The following is a 13,514-nucleotide window of genomic DNA, read 5'->3' on the forward strand; positions in this document are numbered from 1 at the left end:
CTGAAGGGTGCGTGGCTTGGGAGGAACGTAAGATTGCCCCCCCGGCTGGTCAAGGGAACGTCGCGCCGGACGTGCTTCGGGCGAGGGCCGCGTCGACCAGCGCGTCGGGCAGCGGCATGAGGCGGGCGGCGTCGGTCCAGAGGATCGCGGTTCCGACCGCGCGACCGGGGAAGATCTGCCGGAGCGCGGCGCGATAGGCGCCCATCTGGCGCAGGATGCCCTCGGGCACCGCGTCGGTCGTCGCAGGGATCGCGCGGTTGCTCTTGAAGTCGACCGCGAGGACACGCTCCGGACTGACGATGAGCCGGTCGAGCCGGCCGAGGATCCGGCGCCCGCCGAGTTCGGGCAAGGTGGCGGTGATCGGCACCTCGCTCAGCCCCTCGGCGAAGATTGCCGCGAGGTCCGGCGCGTCGAGCACGGCCGACGCCTCGGCCAGCCGCTCGGCCACGTCCGGAGCACCCGGCAGGAGACGCGCCGCGAGGTCGGCGCGCTCGGCGGCCGGGCGGCCGTGCAGGTGTTCGAGCAGGCGATGCACCGCCGTGCCGCGCGCCTTGGCCTCGGCTTCCGGCAGGGCCCCCGCCGCATCGCCCGGCAGGACATGCGCCCCGCCGAGACCGGAGGGCGAGACCGGCCGCGGCGCATCGAGCGGCGCGCGCGCGGGCGCGCGCGTCCAGCCCGGCAGCGGTGCCGGGGGCACGGGCGGCGCGGCCCGGCGCGCGGTGCCGTCCGTCCAGTTGCGGGCGTAGAGGAGCACGTCCCCCTCGGGCGAAGATTGCCGGGTCGAGGGGAGGCGCGTCATCGCCTCGGTGACGAGGGCGTGCCAGCCCTCGCCGGCGGCCTTCGGATCGCCCGCCCCCGCCACCACCAGCCACGACTTCGCCCGCGTCAGCGCCACGTAGAGCAGCCGGCGGTTCTCCGCCCGTACAAGCGCGCAGCGCGCGGCCTCGGCGGCTGCCACGGCGTCCGGCGCCTCCTCCGATCGCGCGCGCCAGACCGCCCGGCCGTCGCCAAGCGGCAGGATCAGTGGCGGGTTGGCGGATTCGGCGCGCGGCGCGGTGTCGGGCAGGATGACGATCGGCGCCTCGAGTCCCTTGGCGCCGTGCACGGTCATCACCCGCACCTGATCCTGGCCCTCGTCCATGCGGCGCTTTACCGCCACCTCGTCGCGGTCGAGCCATTCGAGGAACCCGGTGAGGCTCGGCGCCTCGACACTCTCGTAGGCGACCGCCTGATCGAGGAGCGCGTCGATCCCCTCTTCCGCCTCCGGCCCGAGCCGCGCGACGAGCTGTTGCCGTCCGCCATGGCGGATGAGGATCCGCGAGAGCAGTTCGAACGGGCGCAGGTAGTCGGCGTTGTCGAGCAGGTCGTCGAGCAGCGCGCGCACCCCCGGCCAGCGCTCCGGCGGCTGGCGCCTGAGCGCGCCGCCGAGGTTGCCCTGCCGGCCATGGGCGATCTCGAAGAGTTCGTCCTCGCTCAGGCCACCGAGCGGGCTCCTGAGCAGCGCCGCGAGGGAGAGGTCATCGGTCGGCGTCGCGGCGAAGCGCAGCGCCGCGAGCAGATCCCTGACCGCAAGCTCGCCCCCGATGCGCAGCAGGTCGGCGCCCGCGACCGGGACGCCCGCCCGCTTCAGCTCGCGGATGATCGCGTCGAAGATCAGGTTTCGCCGCTGCACGAGGATCATGACGTCGCCGGCGCGGATCGCCCGGCCCTCGCCCGGCAGCTCGCGGGCGGCGTCGAGCCAGCCGCGGATCTCTTCGGCGATGCGCCGCGCGAGGACGAGCACCGGGTCCTGCGGCGCGGGCTTGTCCACCGGATCGTCCCACGGCGTTTCCTCGGGCTTCTCCGGCTTCGGCAGGAACGGCCAGACCTCGACCCGCCCGGCCTTCTCCGCGTTGAAGGCGTAGTGGGTGATCTGCGACAGCCCCTCGCCCGCCGGGCCATCGAAGACCCGGTCCACGAGTTCGAGGATCGGTCCGGCCGAGCGGAAGGAATAGAGCAGGTCGCAGCGTTGCAGCACCGAGCCGATGGCGTCGAGGCGGCGTGTGTAGTGCCGGGCCTTCGCGGCGAACTCGCCCGGCTCGGCGCCCTGGAAGCTGTAGATCGACTGCTTCTCGTCGCCGACGACGAAGATCGTGCGATCCACGTCGTCGCGCGCACCGCGCCCGGCAAAGAACTCCTCGGAGATCGCCTCGATGACGCGCCACTGCGCCGGACTCGTGTCCTGCGCCTCGTCGACCAGAATGTGGTCGATGCCGCCATCAAGCCGCCAGAGCACCCAGGCGGCGGTGCCGGGCTGCGCGAGCAGCGTCTCGGCCCGGTTGATCATGTCGTCGAAATCGAGGACGCCGAGCGCGGCCTTGCGGCCGTTCCAGACGTCGAGCCAGGCGCGGCCGAAGCGGTTCAGCGCCGCCGACTTCGTGAAGGCGGCGTTGGCGAGGCGCAGCGGCCGGGCGTCGGCCAGCCGGTCCATGAGGTCGTCGAGTTCCGTCATCAGCGCCGGGTGCGCCGCCCGCACGTCCTTGGTCGGGAACTTGCCGGCCTTGGAGCCGAACGGCGCCTTCGCGCCCTTGCCGTAGAGCAGGACGCCCTCGAGGTCGGTCAGGATCTCGGTCGGATCGCTGGCGCCGAGCGCGAGGGCGAGCTTCGCGCCCGCCTTGCTGTCGTTCTTCCCGCTGGCTGCGAGGAGCGGCACGAGCGTGGTCAGGACATCGCGGGCCGGCGGCGTCAGCACCTCCGCCGCGAGGTCGGCCATGGTGATCTCCGGCCGCGCACCAAGCGTCGCGGCGAGTGCCGCGTCGTCGAACCGGCCGGAAAACGCCGCGCGGTGGCGGGAGATTTCCAGCAGCAGCGCGTCCACGTCCTCGCGGCCGAAGTGGTGGGCGAGTTCGGCGAAGTCCTGCGGCGCGGCACAGGCGAAGGCGTCGAGCACCTCCTCGCGCAGGACGCGCGCCTGCCGGTCGTCGAGCACGGCGAACTGTGGCGCCACGCCCGCCTCGATCGGGAAGCGCCGCAAAAGCGCCTCGCAGAAGGCGTGGATCGTCTGGATCTTGAGCCCGCCCGGGGTTTCGAGCGCGCGGGCAAAGAGCGTCCGGGCGCGGGCCAGGTCACGGTCCGGGATGTCGTTGCCGGGCTCGCCCAGCGCTGTCAGCGCCGCGCGGAGCGGCGCGTCATCGAGCATCGCCCATTCGCCGAGCGTGCGGAAGAGCCGGGTCTGCATCTCCGCCGCCGCCGCCTTGGTGTAGGTAAGGCAGAGCACCCGGGCCGGGTCGGTGCCGGCGAGGAGCAGGCGCGCCACGCGGTCGGTCAGCACGCGGGTCTTGCCGGAGCCGGCGTTCGCCGAGACCCAGCTTGACCTTCCCGGCTGCGCCGCCTGCTTCTGCGCGTCGCCTGCCGCGGTCATGGCTCGTCTCCGTCCGTCCACTCGCCCTTGCGCGAAAGGTGGTCGTAGTCGCCGGCCCAGGAGATCTTCTGCGGGCGCAGGCGGGCGATGAACGGGGTCTCGGCCGACTGGTAGTGCGCGGCGAGCGCGGCGAAGCGCTCCCACGTCCGGGCGAGCGTCTCCGGGTCGATCGCGCGGGACTCGCGGTTGCCGAAGTAGAGGAGTTCGAGGTGTACCACCTCGGCCGGCGCCAGCCCCTCGAAGCCGCCCGCCGCCGCGATCGCCGCTTCCAGCGGCAGTTGCAGGTGAAAGGCGGCGATCTCGGCGTCGCTTTTCGCGTTGCCGGACTTGTAGTCGTAGATCGCGACACGGCCGTCCGGGGTCACGTCGAGCCGGTCCGCCCGCGCCGTCACGGCGAAGGGATGTTCGAGCCCCGGGACTTCTCGCCGGCCGGAAACCTCGCGATGCTCCGGCAGGGCGCGCCGCCGCCGGGCGGCCTCGCCGCCGAGGAACCAGCGGCTGGCGCGGGCGAGCCGCGCGGTCCAGATCGCCCGCACCGCCGGCCAGGGCGCGTTGCGGACAAGGGCGCGCTCGATCGTCTCGCGGTAGATCGCTTCGGCGTCCTCGGGCAGGGCGTCGAGGGTCGCGGTCACGAAGTCGTCGAGCGCGGCGTGGATGACGATGCCGCGGGAGATCGCGTCGGGTTCGCGACCGGGCCGGTCAAGCGGCCGGAGCCGCAGCACCTTGCGGGCGTAGATCGCGTAAGGGTCGCGGATCAGCGTCTCGACCTGCGTCACCGACAGTTCGCGCGGGCGTGCGGCACTCGGCGGGCGCGGCGCGGGGCGGCGGGCCGGGGATACGCGCTCGGTGGGCTCGTCGAGCCGCTGGGCGATCGCCACGAGCCGCTGGCCGCGCGCGCGCGCCGCCTTGAGCGCCTCGGCCCCTTCGGTCCCGAGCCCGAGCAGCAGGTTTTCGAGCCGCAGCAGCCAGCGCGAGGCGACGGTTGGCGCCTCCACATCGCGGATCGCGCGGGAGACGATGACGCTCGGCGCGCCCATCGCCTGCTGGAAGTCGTGCGCCGAGAGGCCGATGCGGTCCTCCGGGCTCGGCAGGCCGATGGTGCGCCGGAGTCCGCGCCCGAGCCATGGGTCGGCACCGGGCAGGCGCGGCCAGATGCCTTCGTTGAGCCCGCCGAGCACCACGAGATCGGCGGACTGGATGCGCGCCTCGAGGGTGCCCCAGATCGCGAGGCCGGGATGCGTGACGGCCGCCGCCTCCGGCACGTCGCGGCCGACGAGAAGCGACTGGAAGAGGCCGCGGTAGTCCGCCGGCGAGAGCTCGCCTCCCGCTTCGGCCTCGGCCTCGGCGAGGGTGAAGAGCGCTGCCGCCTCGACGCCGGGCGCCTCCTCCCAGAGACCGTGGGCGGGGTCGCCGGCCGGCCCCGCCGCGAGGGCCTCGGCCGTGCTCCGGTGCAGGGCGAGGTGATGGGCGAGCGGCATCGCGCCCCCGGCGGCGAGCGGGGCGAGCGCCTCATGGAGCCAGACGATCCAGCCCGGCGCCTCGCCGCCTTCCGCATCGGCCCAGAGGCCAAGGTCGGGCCAGTCGATCCACGGCGCGCCGCCGCGCAGCTTCGCCCGTTCGAGCCGCGCCGTCAGGCGCAGGTGCGGCGCCCGCGCGCCGCTGCCGCTGGCGACGAGCGGATGCTTCAGGATCGACAGCAGGTCGGCGGGGGTGAGGGCGCGGCCGATCAGCACGGCGAGCCGGCGCAGGAGCGTGCCGGGCGGCGTCAGCCCGAGCGGCCGGCCGGCGCTGTCGTCGGGGATGACGCCCCAGCGGTCGAGCTCGGCGGCGACCCGGCGGGCGAGCGTGCGGTCGGGCGTGATGAGCGCGGCGCGCTGGCCGGTCTCGGCGGCCTCGCGCAGGGCGAGCGCGATCGCGAGCGCCTCGCGGCGCGGGTCCGGCGCCTCGATCCAGGAGAGCCGCTCGCTGGCGGCTCCGAGCGCGCCGAGAAGCGCCGCGCCTTCCTCGCGCCACTGGTCGGTGACCGGCGCGGGCCGCAGGGCGAGTGAGACGAGGGCGTTGCGCTCCGGCGCGGGTGGCGGCGCGGGCCGCCAGAGCGGCACCGTCGCCGGGTCGAAACCGATGGCGTCGGCGAGGCGGCGGAAGCCGTGCTGCGGATGGTCGGACGCGCCGGCGTCGTCGCGGCCGAGGCGGCTCCAGACAGCGGGCGGCAGCGACGGATCGAGGCCCGGCAGCACCAGCGCGCCCTGCGGCAGGCTGGCGACGGCAGTCATGAACACCCGCATCGCCCCGCGCGAGCCGGTGGAGCCCGCGACGATCACCGGATGGGTCGGCGGCGCGACGGCCCAGCGCGCCGCGAGTGCTGTCGCCGCCGCGCGCAGCCGGCCGGGGCCGCCGCCGGGGCCGGCCGCTTCGAGATAGCCGGAGATGAGTTGCAGGAAGGCGAGGCTCTTCTGCCAGTGCGCGGCGTGCTCCGCCGCATCGACGCGGGCGAGGGCAGACGGCGAGAGGCCCTCGTCCTGCAGCTCGTCGAGCAGCTCGGCGAGGCTGTCGGCGAGATCGAAGACCGCATTGCCGGGCGCGAGCTCCGGCGCGGCGGAGACGAGGCCGCGCACGAGCCGCGCCAGTTCGAGCTTGCGCCGGAGCGGGGGCACGGGCACGGGCAGGTCGACCGGCGCCAGCGCCGCGTCGGCGAGTTCGGTCACGACGCGGATGCGCGGCAGGAGACGCGGGCCGCCCATCGCCATGCGCTCTTCCAGCGCGCGCGCGGCGCGGCGGGTGTTCACCCAGATCTCCACCTCGGCAAGCGCGAGAGGGTCCGGGCCGAAGAGGTCGCCGGCGGGAAGGCGGGCCTCGATGCCGGCGACGAGCGCGCCGAGGAAGTCGGCGCCCGGCGGCAGCGCGAAGACCCGTGGTCCGGGGGCGGGGGCGAAGAACGTCACCGGGCGAGCTCCGCCTCGGCGAGGGCGATGCCCTCGGGCCGGCCGACGTCGACCCAGCCGCCGGGATAGACGACGCCTCGCAGGCGCCCTTCCGCCCGGAGCCCGTCCCAGACCGGGTTGAGCGAGAAGACTTCCCCCGGAAAGGCGGCAACGGCGGCGGTGTCGGTGATGCTGACGCCGGGATAGACGAAATCCGCCGCCGCCGCCGTGCCACGCCGCTCCGGCGCGCCGTCGTCGTTCAGGAAGAAGTCGCCCGGGCCAGTGTGCCCGGTCGCCGCTTCGCGCGGCAGGAGTGCGAGCAGCGCGCCGTCACCCTCGTGCCAGTTGGCGGCGAGGAGCGTGAGCGGGTTCGGGCCGCGCCAGACCATGTCGGCGTTCAGCGTCAGGACTGGCCCCGGCCCGAGCAGCGGCAGCGCGCGCTTCAGCCCGCCCCCGGTCTCCAGCCGCTCGGGCTCGTGCGACACGAGCACGTCCGGCGCCACCTGCGCCAGATGCGCCGCGAGCTGGTCGGCGTGCGCGTGGGTGTTGACGACGATGCGCGCGATCCCGGCGTCACGGGCGAGCGCGAGCGCGTGGTCGATGAGCGGCCGGCCGGCCACCTCGATGAGCGGCTTCGGCCGGGTCCGGGTGAGCTCGCCCATCCGCGTGCCAAGCCCCGCGGCGAAGATCATCACGGCCTCTGGCATCATGCGGCGATCCGGGCGCGGACGGCGGCCTCGGGCGCAGGCAGGTGCGCCGCGACGAACGCCGCGAGCGGTGCCAGCGACGGGTGCGCGAGATCGGCGCTGAGGTAGCCCCAGACACGGGGCAGGAGATCCACGTAGCGCGCCTTGCCATCGCGGCGGCAGAGGCGGGTGAAAAGCCCCATGATCTTCATGTTGCGCTGCGCCGAGAGGATGCGGGCGGCCGCGCCGAACGCCTCCGGCTCGACGCCGGTGCGCGCGACGTAGCGCGCCGCCATGGCGTGGCTGAGGTCGGGCGCGACGTCGCGCCGGGCGTCGGCGAGAAGCGAGACCAGATCATAGGCCGGGTGGCCGATCAGCATGTCCTGAAAGTCGAGAAGGCCGATCCGCGCATGGCCGGCCCGCTCGGGCAGCCAGAGCAGGTTCTCGGCGTGATAGTCGCGATAGACCGCCACTTCTTCCACGGCGACGGGCGCGAGGACGGCCCCGGTCAGCGCGTGGAACTCTGCCGCGAGGTCGGGTGGCAGGTCCGCGCCGGTGGTGGCGGGATAGTACCATTCGAGCATCAGCGCCGCCTCGCGTTGCAGGAAGGCGAGATCGTAGGGCGGCGGCGTCCAGTCGCCGGCGGGCGGCGGCAGCGCCTGCATGTGGGCGAGCAGATCGACGGCGGCGGCATAGAGCCCGCCTTCGCGCTCGGGGTGCCCGGCGCAGATCCGCGCGAAGAGGTCGTCGCCCAGATCCTCGAGCAGGGCGAGCCCCCTGCCCTCGTCGGCGGCGATCACCTCGGGCGCACTGAGGCGCGCGGCGCGCAACCAGCGGTCGACGGCGAGGAACGGCCCGACCACGAGCCCCGAGGCCGGCGGCACGTCCATGAGGATCGCGTTCGCGCCCCCGAACCGCACGCGCTCGTAGCGCCGGGCCGAGGCGTCCCCGGCGAGCGGCGCCCGTTCGGCCGCGCCCCAGCCGGAGGCGGCGAGGAAGTCGCGGATCTCGGTGTCGCGGGCGCGGGTGTCGGGGATGCTCATTCCAGGGCCTCGAGTGCAGGCGCAAGCCAGTCCCAGCCCGGTCCGTGCGCGGTGATCCGGGCGTGTCGGGCGTCGTCGGCGTCGGGCACGAAGTCGAGGTCGCGCACGAAGTCGAGGTCGATCGCGAGGCGGCGGGCGGGCAGCGCCGGCCCGAGGCGGTCGGGCCACTCCACCACGACGATCGCCCGGCCAAACGCCTCGTCGAGGCCGAGTTCAGTGATCTCGCCCGGATCGCCGAGGCGGTAGAGGTCGGCGTGCCAGAGCTCGACGTCACCGAGGTCGTAGGACTGCACCAGCGTGTAGCTTGGCGAGGGGATGTCCTCGCGGCGGCCGAGGGCGGCGAGGCGGGCGGTGATGAGCGCGCGGGCGAAATGGCTCTTGCCGGCGCCGAGATCCCCCGAGAGCGCCAGCGTGTCGCCGGCCGCGAGGTGCGGAGCGAGCGCGCGGGCGAGGCCGTCGGTCGCCGCAGGGGTCGCGAGCGTCAGTAGCAGTGACTCCAAGGCCGTCCGTCTCCCCAAGGCTGCCTCGTTCTATCGCCGGGGCCGGCGGACGCAAGCCTTGCCCGGGAAGTGCCGGTCAACCTTGCGCCCGCTTCACCTTGCGCGCCCCTTGCGCCGCATCAAGCTTGCAGGCCGCCAATCCCGGGACGCGCCATCCCAATCGGTATCCGACCTAAGAACGGACCGGGGGGAGGCCGATGGGGCGATCGTCGCGATGACCGGCGACGGGGTGAACGACGCGCCAGCGCTGAAGCAGGCGGACGTCGGGACGGCGATGGGGCTGAAGAGAACCGACGCGGCGCGGGAAGCCGCGCAGACGGTGCTGCTCGACGACACCTTCGCCTCGATCGTCGCGGCGGTGAGCGAGGGGCGGAGGGTCTGCGACAACATCCGCAAGGTGATCGCCTGGACGCTCCCGAAAACGGCGGCGAGACCGTTGCGGTGATCGTGGCAATCGCCGCGTGGTCGCGGGGCAGATCGCCTTCACCGATGGCGCGCGCGTCATCGCGATCGGGATCGGCCTCATGCCGCTGCTCGAGGCGGAAAAGCTCGCGATGCGGCGGACGGGCTGGTCCGGCGAGCTCCCGGCCTGACGCTTCAGGCCCGGCGGCGGACGGCGGGCTCTTCCGCGGCAGGCAGCGTCACGGCGAGCGTGACCCCGCCGCCCGACCGGTTGACCGAGAGCGCCCCGCCGCCCGCTTCGGCGAGACGTCGTGCCAGCGCGACCCCCGGACCATCGCTGCGCCCGGACGTGACCACGGCCACGGAGGCCGAGAGCGCGCGGCCATCAGCCGCGAGGGCGAGTTCCACGGTGCCACCGGGCTCGGCGAGATCGGCCGCCGCGAGACTGAGCGAGAACGCGGCGCGGCGAAGCTCGGCCGGCCAGTCCGCCGCGTCAGGCGGCACGGCGAGCGAAAGACTCCGGCGGCCCAGCGCCGCGGTGAGGCCGGGAAACGGACCGGCCGGCGACTCGGCGAGCCCGGCACGCGCGGCGCGCAGGTCGTCGGCACGGGCGAGCCCTTCGCGCAGACCCTGCGCCGCGCTGCTGAGCGCCTGAAAGGCACCCGCCGATGGCGCGCCCGGGATCGCGGACATGAGCTTCTGGAGCGCCACCTCGGCCGGCAGGCGCAGCAGGTCGAGCGCGAGGTCGGCCAGCCCGTCGTCCATGAGGGCAACCGGCCGATCGGCCGGGCGGGCGGCCGCTGGCCGGTCTTCGAACACCACGAGGGCGGAGGTGTCCGGCAACGGCGCCACGAGGACGCCAATCCGTCGTCCGTCGCCGGTCACCACCTCGTCGGTCCAGCTCGCCCGCGCGCCCCCGGCGGTCGCGAACTCGGCGATCCGCGCCCAGACCGGGCTGGGGCCCGACCGCTCGGCCCAGAGCGTCACCATCTCGGCGATGCCGGGCGCGTGGAGGCGCGTCATCGGGTCCAGTTGCCACAGCCGCTCGAAGGCGGAGTTCACGAACGCGAGCGTCCCCGAGGCGTCGAAGACGACGACCGCCTCGGTCAGCCGGTCGAGGGTCGCCTGGCTGAGTTCCAGCTCGCAGCGGTACTTTCGTTCGAGCATGATCGTCGTCGAGATGTCCTCGAACAGGAAGGCGAGCGCGCCCTGCGGGTGCGGCCGCCCGGTGACGCGGAAGATCTTGCCCGAGGGCAGCACCCAGTTTTCTTCGTAGGTGCCCTCGCGCGCGCCCTTCTCAAGTTCGGAGAGCTTGCGGCGCCACGAGGCGAAGTCCTTCTGTTCCGGCATCTGCCGCGTCTCGCGCAGCCGCTCGAGGAAGTCGCGCAAGGACGGGCGCCCGGCGAGCCAGACCGCGTCGATCTTCACGAGATCGGTCAGGGCGGGGTTGAAGAGGCCGAGCCGGCGGTTCTTGTCGAAGACCGCGAGGCCGATCGGCAGATGCGCGAAGGTTTCGGTCAGGGTCTCGACGAAGCGGCGCAGCGTCGCCTCGGCGGCGACGATCTCGCCCGCTTCGAGTGCGAATCCGAGGGACTCGCCGCCCGGGCCGCCGGCTCGGGAGACCTCGAACCAGGCCGGCGCGGCCTCGTCGTGGCCGGGCACCGCCACGCGCCGCCGGCTGCCACTGCCGATCCCGCGCGCGGTGAGCGGCACCTCCTCGATCGTGTGGCCGAAGGCGTCGGGAATGCGCTCGTCCGGCAGGCCGGTGGCGACTGAGCCGAAACGGTCGCGATAGGGCGCGTTCGTCCAGGCAACCTGTCCGTCGGGTCCATGGCTCCAGGCGAGGAGCGGCGCCCGGTCGAGCACGCCGCGCAGGAACTCCGCCTCTTCGTTCGCCCGGGTCAGCGCGACGCGAACCTCGCGGAGCGCCTGAGCGTCCTCGCTCGCCGGACGGATCGACAGCCGGGCCGCCCCGCCGCGCGGCTCGCCGGCGAATTCGAGGGCGCTGCCATCGCCGCGCAGGCAGTGGTGCCGGAACGGGGTGCCATGAAGCACGAGCGTCTCGAGATCTCCGGCCAGATTCGGGCAGTCAGTCGTGAAGTGTCGGCCGAGGGCGGCAAGCCGCGTGCTGCCGGGCGCCAGCGCCTCCATGACACGCCGTGCTCCCGACGTGAGCGGCTTCACGCTCGCCCCGTCGATCAGGAACTCGAGCGCCGCGGTCTCCTCGTCCGCAGCCGCGGCCGGCCGGGAGCGGAGCCGCCCGGAAAAGCCGGCGATGAGGCCGATGGTGGCGACAGCGCTCACGAGCGCCGCGGTGATCGTCTCCGGCAGCGCATTGAGAAAGTGGAGCGAGGCGAGGTCGGGCAAGGGAAGCGAGGGGAGATCCATGGGCTTGTCCAGGCGGCGAGTGGCCCGGGACATCAGAGACGGCGGGGCTTAATGAAGACTTAAGCCGGTCTCCGGCGCCGCACGCGGCCACACGACTGTCACAACGGCGCCGGTCGGCCGGGAGAACTCCGGCGGCGCGGCTTCGTCCTCCGGGACCGGATCGGCGTTGCGGAAGTCGAGCCGGGCGCCGGACCGCTCGAGCAGGGTCTTGGCGATGAAGAGGCCAAGGCCCATGCCCTCGTAGGCCGGCCGTTCGGCGGCGAGCCGCGACCGGCGGCGCACGAAGGGATCACCGATCCGGCCGATGAGATCGGGCGGATAGCCCGGACCATCGTCGCCGATCACCACGCGGATGTCCCGATCCGTCCACTCGAGGTCGATCCAGACCGTCGAGCCGGCGAAGTCGACTGCGTTCTGCACCAGATTGCGCAGTCCCTGCACGATTTCCGGCCGGCGCTGCATCTGCGGCTGGTCATCCGGCGGATCGTCGGCGAGGCCGCCCTCGACGCGGGTGATGACGCGGATACCCCGGCCGGTGTGCGGAGCCGCCGCCTCCTCGACCACGCTGAGGAGCGGCGCCGAGCGGACCATGATATCCTGCTTGCCGCGCGGCCCCATGGCCCGCAGGATTTCCGTGCAGCGGATCGCCTGCGCCCGCACCAGCGCCGCATCCTCCTGCAGGTGCGGCATGTGGCCGAGTTCCTCGACAAGCTCCGTCGAGGCGAGCTTGATCGTGGCGAGGGGCGTGCCGAGTTCGTGGGCCGCCGCCGCCACCACGCCGCCGAGCGTGCTCAGCTGCTGCTCGCGGGCGAGCGCGAGCTGGGTCGCGGCCAGCGCCTCCGACATCGACAGCGTCTCGCCGGTCACCCGCCGCGCGCCGATCGCGAGAAAGATCATCCCGGTGATCAGCGCCGTCCACGTCCCCCCCACCACCACCGGCGAAAGCGCAAGGTGCTCGCCGCTGACCAGTTCGAGCGGCACATAGAACTTGACCAGCAGCGTGATGATGACGCCCGCCACCGCGCCGAGCAGCAGCGTCGCCCGGAGCGACAGGACGGATGCGCTGATCGTCACCGGGACCATGAGGAGCAACGCGAACGGATTGCCGAGGCCGCCGGTCAGGTAGAGCAGCGCCCCGAGCTGGAAGAGGTCGAAGAGCAGCGTGTAAAGCGCCTCGCGCTCGCGCAACTGCCGGGTGCTGGCCGCCACTCCCATGCCGACCGCGTTGAAGACCGCCGAGGAGAGGACGACGAGGGCGCACGGCAGCTGTGGGACCTGAATGCCGAGAGCCAGTGTGGCGATGAGCAAGGTTACCGTCTGGCCGACCACCGCGAACCAGCGCAGCAGGACCAGCGTGCGCAACCGGACCCATGTGCGGCGCGTCCCGATCGGAAACGAAGCGTATGAAGGTTCGGCCATAACCGCGACATAGCAGCGCCCGGATCGGTCCTTCAAACGGATTTGACCGCCCCCCGATCTTGTGATGGCGCAGGGGGCATGCGAGATATCCCGCAGGAATTTGCGATGGAGGACGCAGCCAGATGACCCGAAATTTCGCCATCATGGCTGCGGTGGTCGCCGTCGCTGGACTTGCCGCCACCGGCTACATTGCCTTGCGGCCGACGGGGGGCGATCCGTTCGCCGATTGCCGGCGCAGCACGGTGGCGGGCGGTACGGCGACGATCGGCGGCCCGTTCACCCTGATCGACAGCGACGGGCGGCAGGTTACCGATGCGGACGTCATCAAGGGCCCGACGCTGGTCTATTTCGGCTACACGTTCTGCCCGGACATCTGCCCGACCGACGTGTCGCGCAACGCCCTCGTGGCCGCCGACCTGAAGGAGCAGGGCATCGATGCGGGTCAGATTTTCGTCTCCATCGACCCCGAGCGCGACACGCCCGAGGCGATGAAGGCGTTCACCGAGTCGATCGACCCGGCGATCACCGGCCTGACCGGGTCCGCCGAGCAGATTTCGACCGCTGCGAAGGCCTACAAGGTGTATTATCGCAAGGCTGGCGGTGATCCGGAATACTACCTGATGGACCACTCAACGTTTACCTATCTCATGGCGCCGGGCGTCGGGTTTCTCGACTTCTTTCCGTCGGACGCTACACCTGAAGATATGGCAAAGACGGCAGCCTGCTTCGCGGAGAAACTCTGATGCTGGAGCATT

The 13,514-nt window shown here is 73.0% G+C and carries 9 protein-coding genes and 1 pseudogene; 3 read left to right on the forward strand and 7 right to left on the reverse strand.

The genetic code is table 11. The annotated features are described in order from the left end of the window. Window positions 1-49 precede the first annotated feature (49 nt). From addA to tsaE, 5 genes are read right to left on the reverse strand one after another with little or no spacing between them, the layout of a single operon-like run. Window positions 50-3,400 carry a double-strand break repair helicase AddA gene (gene addA, locus HNP73_RS18900; RefSeq protein WP_184153630.1) on the reverse strand — a complete coding sequence of 1,117 codons (3,351 nt, stop codon included), beginning with the start codon at window positions 3,398-3,400 and terminating at the stop codon, window positions 50-52. Beyond that, on the reverse strand, window positions 3,397-6,342 hold the full coding sequence (gene addB / locus HNP73_RS18905; RefSeq protein WP_184153631.1) for a double-strand break repair protein AddB: 2,946 nt from the start codon (window positions 6,340-6,342) through the stop codon (window positions 3,397-3,399). The genes addA and addB overlap by 4 nt, the downstream gene beginning before the upstream one ends. Then, window positions 6,339-7,031, reverse strand: a complete 693-nt coding sequence (locus tag HNP73_RS18910; RefSeq protein WP_184153633.1) for a nucleotidyltransferase family protein — start codon at window positions 7,029-7,031, stop codon at window positions 6,339-6,341. Before HNP73_RS18910 ends, addB begins: the two co-directional genes overlap by 4 nt. Then, entirely contained in the window at window positions 7,028-8,050 is a 1,023-nt protein-coding gene (locus HNP73_RS18915; protein ID WP_184153635.1) for an aminoglycoside phosphotransferase family protein, read from the reverse strand. Before HNP73_RS18915 ends, HNP73_RS18910 begins: the two co-directional genes overlap by 4 nt. Further along, entirely contained in the window at window positions 8,047-8,550 is a 504-nt protein-coding gene (tsaE, locus tag HNP73_RS18920; RefSeq protein WP_184153650.1) for a tRNA (adenosine(37)-N6)-threonylcarbamoyltransferase complex ATPase subunit type 1 TsaE, read from the reverse strand. Before tsaE ends, HNP73_RS18915 begins: the two co-directional genes overlap by 4 nt. Window positions 8,551-8,749: 199 nt before the next feature. On the opposite strand from tsaE, the pseudogene HNP73_RS18925 reads away from it, so the two are divergent. Together HNP73_RS18925 and HNP73_RS23745 are read left to right on the forward strand one after the other, a co-directional pair. Beyond that, a pseudogene (locus HNP73_RS18925) lies at window positions 8,750-9,012 on the forward strand (HAD-IC family P-type ATPase); the annotation flags it as partial. Continuing rightward, a complete protein-coding gene (locus HNP73_RS23745) occupies window positions 9,012-9,143 on the forward strand; it encodes a hypothetical protein (protein WP_281379289.1) in 132 nt (43 codons plus the stop codon). The pseudogene HNP73_RS18925 and the gene HNP73_RS23745, both read left to right, overlap by 1 nt. A 4-nt stretch (window positions 9,144-9,147) precedes the next feature. On the opposite strand, the gene HNP73_RS18930 is transcribed toward HNP73_RS23745, so the two are convergent. Next, window positions 9,148-11,340: a PAS-domain containing protein gene (locus HNP73_RS18930; protein WP_184153653.1), complete on the reverse strand. Its 2,193-nt coding sequence runs from the start codon at window positions 11,338-11,340 to the stop codon at window positions 9,148-9,150. 48 nt (window positions 11,341-11,388) lie between these two features. Beyond that, window positions 11,389-12,759 carry a sensor histidine kinase RegB gene (gene regB / locus HNP73_RS18935; RefSeq protein ID WP_184153657.1) on the reverse strand — a complete coding sequence of 457 codons (1,371 nt, stop codon included), beginning with the start codon at window positions 12,757-12,759 and terminating at the stop codon, window positions 11,389-11,391. Between the two features lie 122 nt (window positions 12,760-12,881). Between regB and HNP73_RS18940 the strand changes: the two genes are divergently transcribed. Next, window positions 12,882-13,502, forward strand: coding sequence for an SCO family protein (locus tag HNP73_RS18940; RefSeq protein WP_184153661.1), 621 nt, complete (start codon window positions 12,882-12,884; stop codon window positions 13,500-13,502). The last annotated feature ends 12 nt before the right edge of the window (window positions 13,503-13,514 follow it).

Source organism: Amaricoccus macauensis (genome assembly GCF_014201905.1).
GTDB lineage: Bacteria > Pseudomonadota > Alphaproteobacteria > Rhodobacterales > Rhodobacteraceae > Amaricoccus > Amaricoccus macauensis.

Coding starts and splice junctions, on each gene's coding strand:
- addA (WP_184153630.1), bottom strand. CDS start 3,400: ATGACCGCGGCAGGCGACGCGCAGAAGCAGGCGGCGCAGCCGGGAAGG.
- HNP73_RS18910 (WP_184153633.1), bottom strand. CDS start 7,031: ATGATGCCAGAGGCCGTGATGATCTTCGCCGCGGGGCTTGGCACGCGG.
- HNP73_RS18915 (WP_184153635.1), bottom strand. CDS start 8,050: ATGAGCATCCCCGACACCCGCGCCCGCGACACCGAGATCCGCGACTTC.
- HNP73_RS18930 (WP_184153653.1), bottom strand. CDS start 11,340: ATGGATCTCCCCTCGCTTCCCTTGCCCGACCTCGCCTCGCTCCACTTT.
- regB (WP_184153657.1), bottom strand. CDS start 12,759: ATGGCCGAACCTTCATACGCTTCGTTTCCGATCGGGACGCGCCGCACA.
- HNP73_RS18940 (WP_184153661.1), top strand. CDS start 12,882: ATGACCCGAAATTTCGCCATCATGGCTGCGGTGGTCGCCGTCGCTGGA.